The following is a 16,587-nucleotide window of genomic DNA, read 5'->3' as shown; positions in this document are numbered from 1 at the left end:
GATTGACTCGTTATCCCTGCTCCATGCCATGTCCCTCAGCCTGCGCCATATCGAAATCTTCTGGGCCGTGATGACCGCCGGCAGCGTCACCGGCGCCGCCGAGCTGCTGCACACCTCGCAACCCACCGTCAGCCGCGAGCTGGCACGGCTGGAAACGCTGACCGGCCTGACGCTGTTCGACCGCGTGCGCGGCCGGCTGCAGCCCACGGCGCAGGCGCTGATGCTGTTCGAAGAGGTGCAGCGCTCCTACTTCGGCCTCGAGCGCATCCGCAGCGCCGCTGCCTCGATCCGCCAGTTCCAGCAGGGCCAGCTCTCCATCGCCTGCCTGCCGGCGTTCTCGCAATCGCTGCTGCCCGAGGTGTGCCGGCGCTTCCTGGAAGCCTATCCCGAGGTCAGCCTGAGCATCGTGCCGCAGGAATCGCCGCTGTTGGAGGAATGGCTGTCGGCGCAGCGCCACGACCTCGGGCTGACCGAGCACGGCACCGCCCCGGCTGGCACCCGCATCGCACCGCTGATGCGCGCCGACGAGGTGTGCGTGCTGCCGGACGGCCACCCCTTGCTGGACAAGGCCGCGCTGGCCCCGGCCGACCTGGCGGGACAGAACTTCATCAGCCTGTCCGCCACCGACCCCTACCGCCAGCAGCTCGACAGCCTGTTCGGCCAAGCCGGCATCGAGCGCCGGCTGGTGGTGGAAACGCACAGCGCCGCCTCGGTGTGCGCCATGGTGCGCGCCGGGCTCGGCGTGGCCGTGGTCAACCCGCTCACCGCGCTCGACTACGCCGGCCACGGCCTGCAGATGCGCCGCTTCACGGTGTCGATCCCGTTCACCGTCAGCGTGGTGCGCCCCGAGCACCGCCCCTCCTCGCTGATGGCAGAGCGTTTCGTCGACGCGCTGCAACAGCAGGCGGCCGAGCTCACCGCCCGCCTGGAGTCTGCCCTGGCACGGACATGAAAAACCCGGCCTGGGCCGGTCGGGTCATTGGAAATGATGACAAGCAGGGAGCGTTATGGCTGCGCCACGTTGTACTGGAAGAAACGGCCGCTGCTGACGATGTCGCGGATGCGCGCCGGCTCAGTCTCGCCGTTGATGTTGGTGATCACCAGCTTGCCGTAGCCCTGGCGCAGGTCGTTGCGGAAATCGTAGAACGCGCCGATCACCGCGAGCCTGCCCGACTCCACCTCGCCGGCGAACTTCAGCAGTGCGGCGTCCACCTGGTTGTTGACGTTGAGCAGCACGCCGTCGGTGACGTCGATGCCCTTGGGGATGTTGATGGTGGCGAGCTCCTTGGCGATGGCGGGCTCGATCCCGGAGTAGTCGCTGGAGGCGGCCTTCACTGCGCCGCACACGGCATGGCCGACGATCATCAAGAGCGGCGTGTGCAGATGCCGCACGCCGTACTCCACCGAGCCTTCCGCCGTGGCCAGCTGGTTGCCGATGTCGCGCACCATGAAGAGATCGTTGACGGCATCGGCGGCGAAGCCGGCGGTCTGCACCCGCGAGTCGGAGCAGGTGATTACCGTGGCGCGCGGCGCCTGCTTGTCGGCGAAGCGCTGGAAATAGCCCGGCGCGTGCGTCTTCATGTAGCGTTGGTTGGCGTTGATGATGGCATCCACCGCGCCCTTGACCTGGGCCAGCTCGGAGCCGTGCTCATGCTCGTCGGCATGGGCAGCGGGAGTGCCATGCGGAGCTTTGGCGGCATGGGTCTCGGTCGCCTGGGCCGTGCCCAGCGCAAGGGCCAGGCAGCCTGCCAGCAGGCGGGTGGTCAGCGAGAAGGGTCGGGGCATTGGGCAAACTCCTTGTTCAGCATTCTGTCATGGCGAACTGTAGCGACCCTCCTTACCTTCAATCAAGCCTGCGCGGTTTGGCCTCCTGCCTTGGCCGGCTTGTGCTGGCTGACCAGCACCCCGCCGAACACCAAGAGGCAGGCCAGCTGCTGCTGGGCGGTCAGCGTCTCCCCCAGGATCAGCCAGGCCAGCAGTACCGTGAACACCGGGATCAGGTTGACGAAGGCGCCGGCCAGCGCCACCGGGACGCGGCTGACCGCCCAGGTATAGAGGCCGTAGGCGCCAAGCGTGATGCCCGCCCCGAGGTAGAGCACCCACAGGCTCGGCCACAGCGGCAGCGTCTGCGGCAGCGTCACCCACGGAGTGAACAGCAGCGTGCCGAACCACAGCATGCCGAGCACCGTCTGCGCCGCCGTAATCACCAGCGCCGAGTAGCGTACCGACAGCTTCTTGGCGATCAGGATATAGCCGGTAGCACACACCATCGCCAGGAACTCCAGCAGGTTGCCGAGCAAGGGGTTCGGCGCTTCGGCGCTCTGTTCGCCGGTCAAGGTCAGCCAGAGCACCCCGGCGAACGACACCGCGATGCCGAGCCAGGCGGAACGGCCGAGCCTCTCCTTGAGAAACAGCAAGGCGCCGAGCGAGGTCAGCAGCGGCAGCGTGGCGGTAATCACCCCGGCCTGCGAAGCGCTGGTATAGACCAGTGCGCGCGCTTCCAGCAGGAAATACAGGCAGGGCTCGGCCAGCGCCAGCGCGGCGAGCCACTTCCAGTCGCCCTGCTGGTAGCGCCGCCGCACGCCGGGACGCAGCATCAGTGGCAACAGGCAGAGCGTGGCGATCACCATGCGGGCGAACAGCACTACGATGGGGTCGAACACCGAAAACACGTATTTCAGTGCGATGAACGAACTTGCCCACAGCAACATGGCGAGCGACAGGGCCAGGTAAGGCAGCATGACGATCCTTGCATAATGACGAAGCCGGCCCCGGCAGGGTGGCCGACTTGATTAGACAAGTGTATTGTCGCAAAGCTGGCTGGCGATTGTCGAACGTAGACGGTGGCGTACCTCCCGCCCTGGCAACGGGCGGCGACTACAGCGGCGGCAAGCGCGGCAGCCGCAAGGTGGGAGGCTCGATCGGCCGCAGCCCCACGCCCAGCCGCTCCAGTTCGGCGTGGTAATGGTCCGGCAGGGCGGGTAAGACGCGGCACCGCCGCCAGCGGAGGGAAAACACTTGCCGGAAGACGCTGGCGAGACGGAGCGCCAAGCCGGAAGCAGGCGCTAGGCAAGCCCCGGCAGCACACGCGGAGGGTTTGTGCATGATGGCCTCACTGTTCGGGAAATAGGCATGCACAAAGCATAGCTAGCGATTAAACTAGTAAAAATAGCGGCAAAAGCAACACATTGTTCTGGCATGAAAACAAATCCACACATCCCGTCCCCCGATGCCCTGCTCGCCTTCGACGCTCTGGCGCGCCTCGGCAGCTTCACCGCAGCAGCCGAAGCCATCGGCTGCGCCAAGAGCCGGATCAGTCAACTGGTGAAGGACCTGGAGCACGATCTGGGCACGGTGCTGGTGCTGCGCAACACCCGGCGCGTGGCGCTGACCGAGGCCGGCCGGCGCCTGGCCTGCCACGCCGCGCAGCTGCGCAGCATGCTCGACAAGGTGCGGCCCGACATCGAGGAGGCCCAGGGTGCCATCGGCGGCCCGCTGCGCGTGAGCTCGACCATGTCGTTCGCGCAGTACCTCCTGGCCCCGCTGCTGGGCGAGCTGGCCGAACTCCACCCCGCCCTGGAAATGGAACTGGTGGCCGAGAACCGGCTGCAGGACCCGGTGGAGGCCGGCCTCGACTTCTGCCTGCGCACACGGGCCGTGCACGACGACCGGCTGGTGGCCAAATCGATCGGCTTCGTCTGGGAGGAGCTGTACGCCGCGCCAGCCTACCTGGAGCGGGCCGGCATCCCGCAAACCCCGGAAGACCTGCTCAAGCACCAGCTGCTGCACAACAGCTACAACGAAACCGGCCTCGACTGGCGGCTGGAAAGGGACGGCCAGTTCGTTTCGCTCTCCGTCCGGCCGACGCTGCTCTGCGACCAGTACGCGGTGATCGCCAACGCCGCCTGCGCCGGCGTGGGTATCGGCCTGTTGCCGCAGTACGTGGTCAGCCCACAGCTGGCGCGCGGCGAACTCTGCCCGGTGTTGCCCGGCTGGCGCTCTTCCGGCTGGCCGGTGTTCCTGGTCTATCCCTATCGCCACCCGATGCCGAAGAAATACGAGGCCTTCCTGCAGCTGGTGGTGCCACGCCTGCGCGCCATCCTGGACGACGACGGAGCCCATTCTTAAACAGCGGCCTACCGGGCAGGTTCAATCCTCGACGCGGAAGCCCACCTTGATCGTGACCTGCCAGTGGGCGATGGCGCCGTCGACGATATGCCCGCGCGTCTCCAACACCTCGAACCAGTCGATGTGCTTCAGCGTGACGCCGGCCTTGGCGATGGCGGTGCGGATGGCATCGTCGCTGCCCTCGGTGGAGGAGCCGACCAGCTCCACCATCTTGTACACGTGCTTGCTCATGTTGTGCTCCCTGGTGATGACACGGAAAAACCCGTCAGGGCGGGTACAACTTCAGCATAGCGCGCGGCACGCCGACTGCCCGGCGAATCGCACCTCACCCCGCTATGTCTCGGCAGTAAAAAAGCCGCCCCGGTCGGGGGCGGCTTTGAAGTCATCATGATTATCGACGCTCAGCGCTTGTGAAAGAAATCGCCGCGAGCGCCCAGAGGCTGGGCCGAGAAGCACAGCCGTACAAGTGGTACGGCGAGCATCACAGGGCCGGCATCGGGGCGCGCAGCCGATTTATTCACAAGCGATTAAGCGTTCAGTTCCTTGGCCAGATAGATCCAGGTCTCGACCACGGTGTCCGGGTTCAGCGAGATGGTCTCGATGCCCTCTTCCACCAGCCACTTGGCGAAGTCCGGATGGTCGGACGGGCCCTGACCGCAGATGCCGACGTACTTGTTCAGCTTGCGGCAGGCCTGGATCGCCATGTGCAGCATCGCCTTCACGGCGTCGTTGCGCTCGTCGAAGGTGGAGGCGATCGGGCCGCCGGAGTCGCGATCCACGCCCAGGGTGAGCTGGGTCATGTCGTTGGAGCCGATGGAGAAGCCATCGAAGTGCTCGAGGAAGCGCTCGGCCAGCACCGCGTTGGTCGGCAGTTCGCACATCATGATCAGACGCAGGCCGTTATCGCCGCGCTTCAGGCCATTGGCGGCCAGGATCTCGATCACCTTCTCGGCTTCGGCGAGGGTACGCACGAACGGGATCATCACTTCCACGTTGGTGAGGCCCATCACGTCGCGCACTTTCTTGATGGCGCGGCATTCCAGCTCGAAGCAGTCGCGGAAGCTGTCGGCCACGTAGCGGGCGGCGCCGCGGAAGCCGATCATCGGGTTCTCTTCGTGCGGCTCGTACAGCTGGCCGCCGATCAGGTTGGCGTACTCGTTCGACTTGAAGTCGGACATGCGCACGATGACCTTCTTCGGGTAGAACGCGGCCGCCAGCGTGGACACGCCTTCGGCGATCTTGTCGACGTAGAAGTCGACCGGGCTGGCGTAACCGGCGATGCGGTCGGTGATGGTGGCTTTCAGGTCGGCCGGCAGGCTGTCGAATTCGAGCAGCGCTTTCGGGTGGATGCCGATCTGGCGGTTGATCACGAACTCCATGCGCGCCAGACCCACGCCTTCGTTCGGCAGCTGCGCGAAGTCGAAGGCCAGTTCCGGGTTGCCCACGTTCATCATGATCTTGACCGGAGATTCCGGCATCTTGTCCAGTTCGAGATCGATGACTTCGACTTCGAGCAGGCCGTCGTAGATGTTGCCGGTGTCGCCTTCGGCGCAGGACACGGTCACCTGCATGCCGTCACGCAGCACTTCGGTAGCATCGCCACAGCCGACCACGGCCGGGATACCCAGTTCGCGCGCGATGATCGCGGCGTGGCAGGTACGGCCGCCACGGTTGGTAACGATGGCGGCGGCACGCTTCATCACCGGTTCCCAATCCGGGTCGGTCATGTCGGTCACCAGCACGTCGCCGGCCTTGACGGCATCCATCTCGGACGCGTCCTTGATCAGGCGCACGGTGCCCTGGCCGATCTTCTGGCCGATGGCGCGGCCTTCGGCCAGTACGGTGGACTTGCTGTTCAGGCGGTAGCGGCGCAGGGTGTCCTTGCGGTCTTCCTGCGACTTCACGGTTTCCGGGCGGGCCTGCAGGATGTACAGCTTGCCGTCCAGACCGTCGCGGCCCCACTCGATGTCCATCGGGCGGCCATAATGCTTCTCGATGATCAGCGCGTACTGGGCCAGTTCTTCCACTTCGGCGTCGCTGATGGAGAACTGCTTGCGGTCGGTTTCGGCCACGTCGACGGTCTTCACCGAGCGGCCGGCTTGCGAAGCATCGGTGAACTCCATCTTGATCAGCTTGGAGCCCAGGGTCTTGCGCAGGATGGCCGGACGGCCAGCCTTCAGCGTCGGCTTGTGGACGTAGAATTCGTCCGGGTTCACGGCGCCTTGCACCACGGTCTCGCCGAGGCCGTAGGAAGCGGTGATGAACACCACGTCTTCGAAGCCCGATTCGGTGTCGATGGTGAACATCACGCCGGCGGCGCCGGAGTCGGAACGCACCATGCGCTGCACGCCGGCCGACAGAGCCACTACGTCATGGGCGAAGCCCTTGTGCACGCGGTAGGAGATGGCGCGGTCGTTGTACAGGGAAGCGAAGACGTGCTTCATGGCTTCCTTGACGTTGTCCAGGCCACGGATGTTCAGGAAGGTTTCCTGCTGACCGGCGAACGAGGCGTCCGGCAGGTCTTCCGCGGTGGCGGAGGAGCGCACGGCGACGGAGATGTCGGCGCCGCCGGAGTCGGCCACCATCTTGTCCCAGGCTTCCTTGATGTCGGCATCAAGCTTGGCAGGGAACGGGGTATCGATGATCCACTGGCGGATTTCCTTGCCGACGCGGGCCAGTTCGGTCACGTCGTCGACGTCCAGCTTGGCCAGCGCGGCGCTGATGCGCTCGGCCAGGCCGTTGTGCTGCAGGAAATCACGATAGGCATCCGCCGTCGTGGCGAAACCACCGGGTACACGGACACCCGAGTTGGCCAGCTGACTGATCATTTCGCCCAGGGAGGCGTTCTTGCCACCTACCTGTTCAACGTCGGTCATGCGCAGCTTCTCGAACCAGATGACGTAGTTCTCTGCCATCACTTCACTTCCTGTATTGGATTGGAGACGATAGAAAGCCGCATTCTAGCCGATTAACGTCCCGCTTGCGTAGCGTCTTTTGCGACGCACAAGGTGAGGATTTGCCCTTAATCAAGGACTTCCATCCAGCTGTTCTGGCATCATCGCACCCTCCCGGCGGGAAAAAGCCTTTTGTCATGTAGTGTTAACACTACCTTGAAGCCAAATAGGGCGGGGCGATAGCCGCCCTCTCGCCGTGCGGCGCAGCAAGAACGCTGACGGCGCGGGCGGGAGAGGTATAATCGGCGGCAGACTCTCCGCCATTTCTCCTCGACAGGTGCATTCATGCCACACCTCCGCTCCGCCATTTTCGTTTCCGACCGCACCGGCATCACCGCCGAGGCCCTCGGCAACACCTTGCTGACGCAGTTTGACACCATCGAATTCAAGCGCGAAACCATTCCCTTCGTCGACACAGTGGAGAAGGCGCGCGAGGTGGCCGAGATGATCCGCCAGCGCACTATCGAGGATCATCAGAAGCCGGTGGTGTTCACCAGCATCGTCAACGCCGAGGTGCGCCAGGCGCTGCGCGTCGACCACGCGCTGGTGATCGACTTCTTCGAGGCCTTCATCGGCGAGCTGGAGGCCGAACTGCACCAGAAAGCCACCTTATCGGTGGGCAAGGCGCACGGCATGATGGACGAGGAGCAGTACGATCACCGCATCGAGGCGGTGAACTATTCGCTCAACCACGACGACGGGGTCAAGCTGAAGGACCTGCACGAGGCCGACGTGGTGCTGGTCGGCGTATCGCGCTCGGGCAAGACCCCGACCTGCCTGTACCTGGCGCTGCAGTACGGCATCAAGGCCGCCAATTACCCGCTGACGCCGGAAGACCTGGGCAGCCCGACGCTGCCGAAGATGCTGCTGCCGTTCCGCCAGAAGATCTTCGGGCTGACCATCGACCCGGCACGGTTGCATCACATCCGCTCCGAACGTCGCCCCGATTCCAAGTACGCCAGCATGGAGAACTGCCGCTCCGAGGTGAACGAGGCCGAATCGATGTTCCGCCAGCACGCCATTCCGTTCATTAGCACCACGCACAAGTCGATCGAGGAGATCGCCTCGACCATCATGCACAAGGCCAACCTGACGCGGAAGTTCTAGAGCCTATCCATATAGGCGGCTGCGCCTTCGCATCTCGAATGCCGGCGGGACTGCGTGCGACTCTTCAATTAAGAGTCGCTCAGCGATGCGGAATCCTCATGTACTTCGTGTACATTCCGGTTCCTGCACTCCGGCAGCATTCAACCTGCTTTGACTCGCTCGCCTACTGAAAAGGCCCTTAACACAGCCGACTTGACTCCGACGTCGAGTACATGGTCTGATGAAAAGCATGAATACCTCGTTCGCATCCGCTTTCGCGTTTGGTTGGTGGCGCCTGTCCTAGGCGGCACCGCGGTTGCGTATACCCGAAAACCCCGGAGCTGCCAGCAGGCGCTCCGGGGTTTCGTTTTCCCCCTTCCTTGCTGGCAGTCTCCCGGAACCCTAGTGGAGATCAGCATGAACCTCGACACCGTCGGCTCCGACGACATCATCCTCACCGGCGACCGCACCACCGGCCCCCTGCACCTGGGCCACTACGTCGGCTCGCTGCGTAACCGCGTATTGCTGCAGGATCGCTGCACCCAGTTCCTGCTGCTGGCCGACGCCCAGGCGCTGACCGACAACATGGGCAACTACCTCAAGGTGCGCGACAACGTGCTGCAGGTGGCGCTCGACTACCTGGCGGTCGGCATCGACCCGCAGAAGAGCACGATCTTCATCCAGACCCTGGTGCCGGAGCTGTCGGAACTGGCGTCCTACTACCTCAACCTGGTGACGGTATCGCGGCTGGAGCGCAACCCGACCATCAAGGACGAGATCAAGCAGCGTGGCTTCGAGCGCGACATCCCGGCCGGCTTCCTGACCTACCCGGCGGCGCAGGCGGCCGACATCACCGCCTTCAAGGCCACCGTGGTGCCGGTGGGCGCCGACCAGGTGCCGATGATCGAGCAGACCAACGAGATAGTGCGCCGCTTCAACGCCAGCGTCGGCCGGGACGTGCTGATCGAGACGCGCGCGGTGGTACCGGAGCACGGCGCGCGGCTGCCGGGCATCGACGGCAAGGCGAAGATGTCGAAGTCGCTCGGCAACGCGCTGGCCCTGTCAGCGAGCCCGGACGAGATCCGCCAGGCGGTGAAGATGATGTACACCGACCCCAATCACCTGCGCGTGGAGGACCCGGGCCAAGTCAAGGGCAACGTGGTGTTCAGCTACCTCGACGCCTTCGACGACGACACCGCGGCCGTGGCCGAACTAAAAGCGCACTACCGCCGCGGCGGGCTCGGCGACTCGGTGCTCAAGGCACGACTGGAAGACAAGCTGCAGGCACTGCTGGAGCCGATCCGCCAACGCCGCGAGGAGTACGCCCGCGATCCGGCGGCGGTGCTGGCGATGCTGAAGGAAGGCACCGCCAAAGCGCGCCAGGTGGCCGCCGTGACGCTTTCCGAGGTCAAGGTGGCGATGGGGTTGAATTACTACTGATTCCACCGCGACCCGATCATCAATAAGAAGGAGAAACCATGATCCGCATCGCTCTGGTCGGCGATTTCGACGCCACCGTCCCGGCCCATCAGGCCATTCCGCCGGCCCTGCAACTGGCCGCACAAGCACTGGGCACGGAGGTCGAGGCGAGGTGGCTGGGCACGGACGGCATTCATGGGCCGGACGACTTGCACGGCTTCGACGGCATCTGGTGCGTGCCCGCCAGCCCCTACCGCAGCATGGACGGAGCGTTGCTGGCCATCCGCCACGCGCGGGAAAACAGCGTGCCCTTCCTCGGCACCTGCGGCGGATTCCAGCACGCGGTGATCGAGTACGCGCGCCATGTGCTGGGCTGGCACGACGCCGAACACGCCGAGACGGCGCCGGGGGCCGAGCGCGCAGTGATTGCGCCGCTCGCCTGCGCGCTGGTGGAAACGCAAGCCGAGGTGCGCTTCGTGCCCGGTACGCGCCTGGCTTCGGCTTATGACACACCCTCCCCCATCGAAGGCTACCGCTGCCGCTTCGGCCTGAACCCGCGCTTTGCCGAGGAGCTGACGCGCGGCCCGCTGCATGTGGCCGCGCGCGATGACGACGGCGAGGTGCGGGCGGTGGAACTGGACGGACATCCGTTCTTCGTCGCCACGCTGTTCCAGCCGGAGCGCGCCGCGCTGCAAGGTCGCTGCCCGCCCCTGGCCAAGGCGTTCGTACAGGCCGTGTCAAGAAAACAGTCGGATAAGCAATAAGGGGACGAACGATGGACTTCATCTACCAATGCCAGAATCTGGACGAGGTGCGCGAGCAGATCGACCACATCGACCAGGCGCTGGTCGCGCTGATCGCCGAGCGCGGCCTGTACGTGGAGCAGGCCGCCGCTTTCAAGCACAGCGCGGCCGAGGTCGAGGGCGGCAAGCGCGTCGACCAGGTGATACGCCGCGTGACGCGGCTGGCGGGCGAGCTCGGTGCCGACCCGGAGCTCACGGCGGCGGTGTACCGCACCATGATCGGACACTTCGTCGCGAGCGAGATGAATGTGTACCAGGCGCGGCAGGCGCCCCACAGCGAACACTTCGGCCAGCCTCAGGGTTGACCGAAGCGTTTTCAGGGGTCAGCGCAGCGGGACGCTAACGCGCAGGCCGTCGTAGCCCACTTCCACCCCCGGCGGGCACTCCGCCGACAGCGCGTGGTACTCCAGCCCGTGCGTCATGTGGATGAGGATGGTGCAGCGGGCGCCGATGCACTCGGCCCAGCGCAGCGAGTCGGCCACGCACAGGTGCGAGGGGTAAGGTTCGCGCCGCAGGCAGTCGAGGAACAGTACCTCGAGGCCGTGGAGCCTCTCCAGGCTGTGCTCGGGGATGTCCGACAGGTCGGTGAGCCAGGCCACGTCGCCGACACGCCAGCCCAGGCAGGGCCAGTTGCCGTGCATCAGCGGGATCGGCGTCACCGTCACCCCGCCGAAGTCGAACGGCCCGCCCACTTCCTCGGTCAGCAGCACCGGCTTGTCCCAGGCCTTGGACGGGGCATGCAGCGCATAGTCGAAGCGGGCACGGATGTTGGACAGCGTGAAGCTGTTGCCGAACAGCGTGATCGCGCCCTTCTTGACGTAGCAGAAGGCGCGCAGGTCGTCGATGCCGTTGAGGTGGTCGGCGTGCGGATGGGTGTAGAGCACCGCGTCGACCTGGGTGATGCCCTCGCGCAGCGCCTGATGGCGCAGGTCCGGGCCGGTGTCGATCAGGAAGGCGGCGTCGCCCGCGCGCAGGTAGGCGCTGGCGCGGCTGCGCCGGTTCCTCGGGTCCGGCGAGGTGCAGGTGGGGCAATCACAGCCGATGGCCGGGGTCCCGGAGCTGGAACCGCAGCCGAGGACGGTCAGTTCTACACTCGACACGACTACTCGCTTTCACGTCATCAAAGGTTGGCCAAGGGTGAGCGGGCGCCACCCGCTCACGGCCGCGGAATCTTGGCGAACAGGCGGAAGAAGTTGTCGGTGGTGGCCTCGGCCACCGCCTCGAAGCTCAACCCGCGCAGTTCGGCGATATGTTCTGCGACATGCTTCACGTACGCCGGTTCATTGGTCTTGCCGCGGAACGGCACCGGCGCCAGATACGGCGAATCGGTCTCCACCAGCAGCCGGTCGAGCGGCACCTTCTGCGCCACCTCCTTCACCTGCAGCGCGTTCTTGAAGGTGACGATGCCGGACAGCGAGATGTAGAAGCCCAGATCGAGCGCCTGCTGCGCCACTTCCCAGCTCTCGGTGAAGCAGTGCATCACCCCGCCCGCCTCGCCGGCATTTTCCTCGCGCATCAGGCGCACGGTGTCGGCGGCCGACTCGCGGGTGTGGATCACCAGCGGCAGGCCCACGCGGCGCGCGGCGCGGATGTGGGTGCGGAAGCGCTCGTGCTGCCAGGTAAGATCGCCCTGGCACCAGTGGTAGTCGAGCCCGGTCTCGCCGATGCCGACCACCTTGGGATGGGCGGCGTGGGCGACCAGTTCGTCCTCGCTGTACTCCACGGCGTCGGGATCGTCCGGGTGGACGCCGACGGTGGCGTACAGGTTGTCGTGCGCCTCAGCCAGCGCCAGCACCTCGGGATACTTGGGACGGCTGACGCCGATCACCAGGGCATGGCTGACGCCGTTCTGGCGCATGTTAGCCAACACCTCGGGCAGGCGCGCGGCGAGGTCGGGAAAATTGATGTGACAGTGCGAATCGACAAGCATGGATGCATCCTGCGCGCCCGCCGGGCGGGCGCTGACTATTCTCTCGGCGGCGGAACGCGCCGCTTACATGGTATGGGTGGGACGGGTGGAATTGAGCACGCCGCCCAGCAAGGCCTCGATCTTGCTGCGCGCCTGACGCCCCTCGTCGCTGCCGGCGAACTCGACGCCGACGCCCTGGGCCAGGCTGTTGTTGGCGCCGGCCGGCGTGATCCACACCACCTTGCCTTGCACTGCCACCTTCTGCGGGTCATCCATCAGCGTCAACAGCAGGAACACCTCCTCACCCAGCGCCAGCGTCTTGCTGGTGGGGATGAAGATGCCACCGTTGCGCAGGAAGGGCATGTAGGCGGCATAGAGCGCGCCGCGCTCCTTGATGTGCAGCGACATGACGCCGGGGCGGTTGCCGTCCGGGCGGGTGACGACGTTGTCTTTGTCCAGTTCCATGCGCCGGGCTTCCCTTACGGTGGTTTCAGCGTGCGGCCGGGCGGGCCGCGAATACGTTCAGATAGTCCATCAACAGTGCCTCGAGCTGCAGGCGTACGTTCAGCGTGTGCTGGCCGTACGGTGCCAGCCGCGTCAGGCTCTGGTAGCAGCCCATCAGCAGGCCGAGATCGGCGCGCTCGGCCAAGGCCTGCAGCGCGGCCTGATGATCCGGATAATAGCGGAGCTGCCCGGCCAGCCTCAAACCGGCGAGATCGTGCAACCATTTCTGCAGCCAGTCGAGCGGCAGGGCCAGCGGCAGCTTCTGGCGGTCGATCTGTTCGGCGAGCGCGATGGCGTCGGCCAGCGTCGGCCGCGCCAGGCCGTCGAGAAACTGCCGGCGCAGCTTGGCCAGCGCCTCGTCGTGCTCGAACAGCGGCGTGCCGCCATGGTGCGCCAGCTCGCTGCGGGCGTTCTCCACGCCGGCCGATTCCAGCCAGGCCAGCGCCTCGGCCTCGCTCGGCGCGGTCAGCGGAAACGCGCGGCAGCGGCTCTTGATGGTCGGCAGCAGCCGCTGCGGCGCATGCGCCACCAAGAGGAACAGCACGTCGGCCGGCGGCTCTTCGAGGATTTTCAACAGCGCATTAGCCGCCGCCGGATTGAGCGCCTCAGCCGGCTCGACCAGCACGATGCGCCGTCCGGCACGGTGTGCGGTAAGGTGGGCGAAGTCAATCACCTCGCGCACCGCCTCGATCTTGATCACCGGCAGCTTGCGCGTGGGCTTGCTGCCTTCCTTGGCCTCCTCCTCCTCCTCGCCTTGCGGCGTCAGCCGGCGGAAGTCCGGATGGCTGGCGTTGGCGAACCAGCGGCAGGCCTCGCACTGGCCGCAGGCCCCATGGTCGGGGCGCGGCGCCTCGCACAACAGCGAGGCCGCCAGGTGCTCGGCGAAGGCCAGCTTGCCGATGCCGGCGGGACCGGTGAACAGCCAGGCGTTGGGCAGGCGCTCGCGTTCGCGGTTGAGGCGCTGCCAGTCGGCGGCTTGCCAGGGGTAGAGCATCAGCGCGGCTCCCGCACGGCGTCGAGACGGCGCTGCACCTCGGCGCGCACCAGCTCGGGTGCACGGTTGCTGTCGATCACCGCGATGCGAGGGTTGGCCGCCGCGCGTTCGAGATAGGCCGCACGTACGCGGGCGTGGAAATCGGCTGCTTCCTGCTCGAAACGGTCGAGCACACGTTCGCCGCCGGCCATGCGCTGGGCGGCGACTTCGAGCGGCACGTCGAACAACAGCGTCAGGTCCGGCTGCAGCCCCTGCTGCACCCAGTTTTCCAGTGCCTCGATGCGTTCGAACGGCAGGCCGCGCCCGCCACCCTGGTAGGCGAAGGTGGCGTCGGTGAAGCGGTCGGATACCACCCAGCGGCCAGCGGCCAGCGCCGGCTCGATCACGCGCGCGATGTGCTCCTGGCGCGCGGCGAACATCAGCAGCGTTTCGGTTTCCAGCGTCACCTCGGTGTCGATCGCCAGCAACAGCTCGCGCAGCTTCTCGCCCAGCACCGTGCCGCCGGGCTCGCGGGTGAACACCGCGTCGATATGATGTTCGGCCAACCAGTCGCGCACCGCGGCGAGCTGGGTGCTCTTGCCGGCCCCGTCCACGCCTTCCAGCGTGATGAATGTTCCGCGCCGCATCAAGAGCCTTTCTTCAGGATGAATTCGCGGACGGCGCTGTTGTGCTCGTCCAGCGTTTCGGAAAAATGGGTAGACCCGTCACCGCGCGCGACGAAATACAGCGCCCGCGTGTCCGCCGGATGCGCCGCGGCGTCGAGCGCGGCGCGCCCCGGCAGCGCGATCGGCGTCGGCGTCAGACCCGAGCGGGTATAGGTGTTGTACGGGGTGTCGCGGCGCAGCCCGGCCTTGCCGATGTTGCCCTGGTAGCTGGCACCCATGCCGTAGATCACCGCCGGGTCGGTCTGCAGCCGCATGCCGATCTTCAGACGGTTGACGAACACCGCCGCCACCTGCGTCCGGTCGGCCTCGTGCGCGGTCTCCTTCTCGATCAGGCTGGCCATGATCAGCAGCTCGTAGGGCGAGGCGTAGGGCAGGTCCGCGCGGCGGCCGAGCCAGATGCTTTCCAGCTGCTGCTGCATGGTGCGGTAGGCGCGGCGGAAGACCTCGAGATCGCTCGAGCCCGGCACGTAGAAATAGGTGCTGGGGAAGAACAGCCCTTCCGGGTGGGTTTCGCTGGCGCCGATTTCGCGCAGGATCTGCTCGTCGCTCCAGCCGGCGGTGACATGCTGCAGGTCGGGTTCTTTATTCAAGGCCTGGCGGAACTGGCGGAAGGTCCAGCCCTCGATCGCCGTCACGCTGGCCTGGTCCGGGTTGCCTTGGGCGAAACGGCGCAACACCTCCCACATCGCCACCGGACGGGAGAATTCGTACAGGCCGGCCTTGACCTTGCGGTCGGTACCGCTGATGCGCGCCAGCGCCACCATCACCCAGCGGCTGCGGATCACGCCGTCCTGGTCCAGCGCGCGCGCCACCTGGCCCAGGGTGCGGTTGGCGCCGACAGCGATACTGTAGGGCGCCTTGGGCAGCGGCACCGGGACCGCCACCACCCATGCGAGCCACAGCGCGAACAGCGCCGCCAGGCAGGCGGTGAGGCGGAAGAAATGCTTGTGCATCATGTTCTGATCAAGTTGGACCGACTGGCCGGAAGCGAATCCGGCGGGTTTGGCAAAGTATCGATCATACCATGCCGCCTCATCCACACGTTCCGCCGCGAACCCGGATGTGACCGCCCGCGCGACGGCAAGTTCGGCACCGGCCCTCGTGCCCGCCGGCCCCCAACCCGCGCTATCATGTCGGACATGGATACCAACGACTTCACCTCTCCTCTCCTCCAGGCCTACCGCCAGCGCCAGCCCGTGGCGGTCGGCGCCGATGCCGGCCCCTCCAGCCGCGAGCAAGCCTACGCCGTACAGCAAGCGATCTGGCGGGAGCAGGTCGGCAGCGCCCGGCCGACGGCCTGGAAGGTCGGAGCCCCGAGGCGTGACGCCGAGCCCACCGCCGCACCGATTTTCCCGCAGCGTATCGCCGCCTCGCCGGCCAGCCTGCCCGCGGCGTCGTTCATCGGCCTGGGCATCGAGGCCGAGATCGCCGTGCGCTTCGGACACGATCTTCCCGCCCGCCCCGAGCGCTACACGCGCGAGGAAATCCTCGATGCGATCGGCAGCGTACACGTCGCCATCGAGCTGATCGACAGCCGGCTCGCCACGCCGCAGGCCGCCGGCCCGCTGTGGTGCCTGGCCGACAACCTGGTCAATGGCGGCCTGATCGTCGGCGATGCCATCCCGCACTGGCGCGAACTCGATTTTTCAGCCCTGGCCGTGCGCGCCTCCGCCGACGGCAAGACGCTGGCGGAAACGCTGGGCCGCCCACCGCTCGACGACCTGTTCTTCTGCCTGCCATGGTGGATCGAACACGTCGGCGGCACGCAGGCCGGCGACCTCGTCGCCACCGGCGCCTGGAACGGCATGCACCCGGTCGGCCTGCCGGCTGCAGTGCGCGTCGAGTTCGTCGGCGTGGGCAGCGCCGAGGCGCGGGTGGGCTGAGCGCGATTGCCATCGCCGCGAGCCTGCACCGCTTGTCTCACCCGGACGCGCACAGCGCAAACGCCAAGCCCCCTCGCGGGGCAAAACACCGCTCAAGACAACCCGCCGCGAGCCCGTGAGTCCAGTCGATGGCGGCGGCTCACGCGCACCGGCACGACAATGCAGTAATCCTCCTTCATTTTTCAGTGTAGAGGCTTAGCCCTCTTCCTACCGACTTCCATTACCTCGCTGCCGATGCGCAG

18 protein-coding genes are annotated in these 16,587 nt (G+C 66.2%); 8 read left to right on the top strand and 10 right to left on the bottom strand.

The window, feature by feature from the left end:
- The first annotated feature begins 28 nt into the window (after positions 1 to 28).
- On the top strand, positions 29 to 952 hold the full coding sequence (locus PSEMAI1_RS0103330) for a LysR family transcriptional regulator (protein WP_024301495.1): 924 nt from the start codon (positions 29 to 31) through the stop codon (positions 950 to 952).
- A 53-nt stretch (positions 953 to 1,005) separates the two neighbouring features.
- Here PSEMAI1_RS0103330 and PSEMAI1_RS0103325 read toward each other — a convergent pair whose 3' ends face one another.
- Together PSEMAI1_RS0103325 and PSEMAI1_RS0103320 are read right to left on the bottom strand one after the other, a co-directional pair.
- Positions 1,006 to 1,785 carry a carbonic anhydrase gene (locus tag PSEMAI1_RS0103325; RefSeq protein WP_024301494.1) on the bottom strand — a complete coding sequence of 260 codons (780 nt, stop codon included), beginning with the start codon at positions 1,783 to 1,785 and terminating at the stop codon, positions 1,006 to 1,008.
- A 62-nt stretch (positions 1,786 to 1,847) separates the two neighbouring features.
- On the bottom strand, positions 1,848 to 2,741 hold the full coding sequence (locus PSEMAI1_RS0103320; RefSeq protein ID WP_024301493.1) for a DMT family transporter: 894 nt from the start codon (positions 2,739 to 2,741) through the stop codon (positions 1,848 to 1,850).
- 86 nt (positions 2,742 to 2,827) lie between these two features.
- Here PSEMAI1_RS0103320 and PSEMAI1_RS21640 point away from each other — a divergent pair, with 86 nt between their 5' ends.
- Together PSEMAI1_RS21640 and PSEMAI1_RS0103315 are read left to right on the top strand one after the other, a co-directional pair.
- Positions 2,828 to 2,965: a hypothetical protein gene (locus PSEMAI1_RS21640; RefSeq protein ID WP_156943079.1), complete on the top strand. Its 138-nt coding sequence runs from the start codon at positions 2,828 to 2,830 to the stop codon at positions 2,963 to 2,965.
- Positions 2,966 to 3,198: 233 nt separating this feature from the next.
- A complete protein-coding gene (locus PSEMAI1_RS0103315) occupies positions 3,199 to 4,128 on the top strand; it encodes a LysR family transcriptional regulator (RefSeq protein WP_024301492.1) in 930 nt (309 codons plus the stop codon).
- Positions 4,129 to 4,149: 21 nt separating this feature from the next.
- Here PSEMAI1_RS0103315 and PSEMAI1_RS0103310 read toward each other — a convergent pair whose 3' ends face one another.
- The gene (locus PSEMAI1_RS0103310) at positions 4,150 to 4,359 is read right to left on the bottom strand and encodes a dodecin (protein WP_024301491.1); all 210 of its coding nucleotides are present in this window, start codon (positions 4,357 to 4,359) and stop codon (positions 4,150 to 4,152) included.
- Positions 4,360 to 4,655: 296 nt separating this feature from the next.
- Positions 4,656 to 7,043, bottom strand: coding sequence for a phosphoenolpyruvate synthase (gene ppsA, locus PSEMAI1_RS0103305; protein WP_024301490.1), 2,388 nt, complete (start codon positions 7,041 to 7,043; stop codon positions 4,656 to 4,658).
- A gap of 324 nt (positions 7,044 to 7,367) precedes the next feature.
- On the opposite strand from ppsA, the gene PSEMAI1_RS0103300 reads away from it, so the two are divergent.
- From PSEMAI1_RS0103300 to PSEMAI1_RS0103285, 4 genes are all read left to right on the top strand, one after another.
- On the top strand, positions 7,368 to 8,189 hold the full coding sequence (locus tag PSEMAI1_RS0103300; protein ID WP_024301489.1) for a pyruvate, water dikinase regulatory protein: 822 nt from the start codon (positions 7,368 to 7,370) through the stop codon (positions 8,187 to 8,189).
- A gap of 396 nt (positions 8,190 to 8,585) precedes the next feature.
- Positions 8,586 to 9,608 carry a tryptophan--tRNA ligase gene (gene trpS / locus PSEMAI1_RS0103295; RefSeq protein WP_024301488.1) on the top strand — a complete coding sequence of 341 codons (1,023 nt, stop codon included), beginning with the start codon at positions 8,586 to 8,588 and terminating at the stop codon, positions 9,606 to 9,608.
- 38 nt (positions 9,609 to 9,646) lie between these two features.
- On the top strand, positions 9,647 to 10,351 hold the full coding sequence (locus PSEMAI1_RS0103290) for a CTP synthase (protein WP_024301487.1): 705 nt from the start codon (positions 9,647 to 9,649) through the stop codon (positions 10,349 to 10,351).
- An 11-nt stretch (positions 10,352 to 10,362) separates the two neighbouring features.
- On the top strand, positions 10,363 to 10,695 hold the full coding sequence (locus PSEMAI1_RS0103285; RefSeq protein ID WP_024301486.1) for a chorismate mutase: 333 nt from the start codon (positions 10,363 to 10,365) through the stop codon (positions 10,693 to 10,695).
- 18 nt (positions 10,696 to 10,713) lie between these two features.
- Here PSEMAI1_RS0103285 and PSEMAI1_RS0103280 read toward each other — a convergent pair whose 3' ends face one another.
- The 6 genes from PSEMAI1_RS0103280 to mltG all read right to left on the bottom strand — a co-directional run bounded on the left by PSEMAI1_RS0103280 (position 10,714) and on the right by mltG (position 15,418).
- Positions 10,714 to 11,490: an MBL fold metallo-hydrolase gene (locus PSEMAI1_RS0103280; RefSeq protein WP_024301485.1), complete on the bottom strand. Its 777-nt coding sequence runs from the start codon at positions 11,488 to 11,490 to the stop codon at positions 10,714 to 10,716.
- 56 nt (positions 11,491 to 11,546) lie between these two features.
- Positions 11,547 to 12,320: a TatD family hydrolase gene (locus PSEMAI1_RS0103275; protein WP_024301484.1), complete on the bottom strand. Its 774-nt coding sequence runs from the start codon at positions 12,318 to 12,320 to the stop codon at positions 11,547 to 11,549.
- Between the two features lie 63 nt (positions 12,321 to 12,383).
- Positions 12,384 to 12,764: a PilZ domain-containing protein gene (locus tag PSEMAI1_RS0103270; protein ID WP_024301483.1), complete on the bottom strand. Its 381-nt coding sequence runs from the start codon at positions 12,762 to 12,764 to the stop codon at positions 12,384 to 12,386.
- Between the two features lie 25 nt (positions 12,765 to 12,789).
- On the bottom strand, positions 12,790 to 13,797 hold the full coding sequence (locus tag PSEMAI1_RS0103265; protein ID WP_024301482.1) for a DNA polymerase III subunit delta': 1,008 nt from the start codon (positions 13,795 to 13,797) through the stop codon (positions 12,790 to 12,792).
- Complete coding sequence (gene tmk, locus PSEMAI1_RS0103260) at positions 13,797 to 14,423, bottom strand: dTMP kinase (RefSeq protein WP_024301481.1); 627 nt, start codon at positions 14,421 to 14,423, stop codon at positions 13,797 to 13,799. Before tmk ends, PSEMAI1_RS0103265 begins: the two co-directional genes overlap by 1 nt.
- Positions 14,423 to 15,418: an endolytic transglycosylase MltG gene (gene mltG / locus PSEMAI1_RS0103255; RefSeq protein ID WP_036986176.1), complete on the bottom strand. Its 996-nt coding sequence runs from the start codon at positions 15,416 to 15,418 to the stop codon at positions 14,423 to 14,425. The genes tmk and mltG overlap by 1 nt, the downstream gene beginning before the upstream one ends.
- Positions 15,419 to 15,601: 183 nt before the next feature.
- On the opposite strand from mltG, the gene PSEMAI1_RS0103250 reads away from it, so the two are divergent.
- Entirely contained in the window at positions 15,602 to 16,345 is a 744-nt protein-coding gene (locus PSEMAI1_RS0103250; protein WP_024301479.1) for a 2-keto-4-pentenoate hydratase, read from the top strand.
- Positions 16,346 to 16,587 lie beyond the last annotated feature (242 nt).

Origin of the sequence: Pseudogulbenkiania sp. MAI-1 (assembly GCF_000527175.1) — a bacterium.
Classification (GTDB): Bacteria; Pseudomonadota; Gammaproteobacteria; order Burkholderiales; family Chromobacteriaceae; genus Pseudogulbenkiania.
Note: the sequence above shows the minus strand (reverse complement) of the source record. Positions and strands in the feature narration are given on the sequence as shown.

Coding starts and splice junctions, on each gene's coding strand:
- PSEMAI1_RS0103330 (WP_024301495.1), top strand. CDS start 29: ATGTCCCTCAGCCTGCGCCATATCGAAATCTTCTGGGCCGTGATGACC.
- PSEMAI1_RS0103325 (WP_024301494.1), bottom strand. CDS start 1,785: ATGCCCCGACCCTTCTCGCTGACCACCCGCCTGCTGGCAGGCTGCCTG.
- PSEMAI1_RS0103320 (WP_024301493.1), bottom strand. CDS start 2,741: ATGCTGCCTTACCTGGCCCTGTCGCTCGCCATGTTGCTGTGGGCAAGT.
- PSEMAI1_RS0103315 (WP_024301492.1), top strand. CDS start 3,199: ATGAAAACAAATCCACACATCCCGTCCCCCGATGCCCTGCTCGCCTTC.
- PSEMAI1_RS0103310 (WP_024301491.1), bottom strand. CDS start 4,359: ATGAGCAAGCACGTGTACAAGATGGTGGAGCTGGTCGGCTCCTCCACC.
- ppsA (WP_024301490.1), bottom strand. CDS start 7,043: ATGGCAGAGAACTACGTCATCTGGTTCGAGAAGCTGCGCATGACCGAC.
- PSEMAI1_RS0103300 (WP_024301489.1), top strand. CDS start 7,368: ATGCCACACCTCCGCTCCGCCATTTTCGTTTCCGACCGCACCGGCATC.
- trpS (WP_024301488.1), top strand. CDS start 8,586: ATGAACCTCGACACCGTCGGCTCCGACGACATCATCCTCACCGGCGAC.
- PSEMAI1_RS0103290 (WP_024301487.1), top strand. CDS start 9,647: ATGATCCGCATCGCTCTGGTCGGCGATTTCGACGCCACCGTCCCGGCC.
- PSEMAI1_RS0103285 (WP_024301486.1), top strand. CDS start 10,363: ATGGACTTCATCTACCAATGCCAGAATCTGGACGAGGTGCGCGAGCAG.
- PSEMAI1_RS0103275 (WP_024301484.1), bottom strand. CDS start 12,320: ATGCTTGTCGATTCGCACTGTCACATCAATTTTCCCGACCTCGCCGCG.
- PSEMAI1_RS0103270 (WP_024301483.1), bottom strand. CDS start 12,764: ATGGAACTGGACAAAGACAACGTCGTCACCCGCCCGGACGGCAACCGC.
- PSEMAI1_RS0103265 (WP_024301482.1), bottom strand. CDS start 13,797: ATGCTCTACCCCTGGCAAGCCGCCGACTGGCAGCGCCTCAACCGCGAA.
- tmk (WP_024301481.1), bottom strand. CDS start 14,423: ATGCGGCGCGGAACATTCATCACGCTGGAAGGCGTGGACGGGGCCGGC.
- mltG (WP_036986176.1), bottom strand. CDS start 15,418: ATGATGCACAAGCATTTCTTCCGCCTCACCGCCTGCCTGGCGGCGCTG.
- PSEMAI1_RS0103250 (WP_024301479.1), top strand. CDS start 15,602: ATGGATACCAACGACTTCACCTCTCCTCTCCTCCAGGCCTACCGCCAG.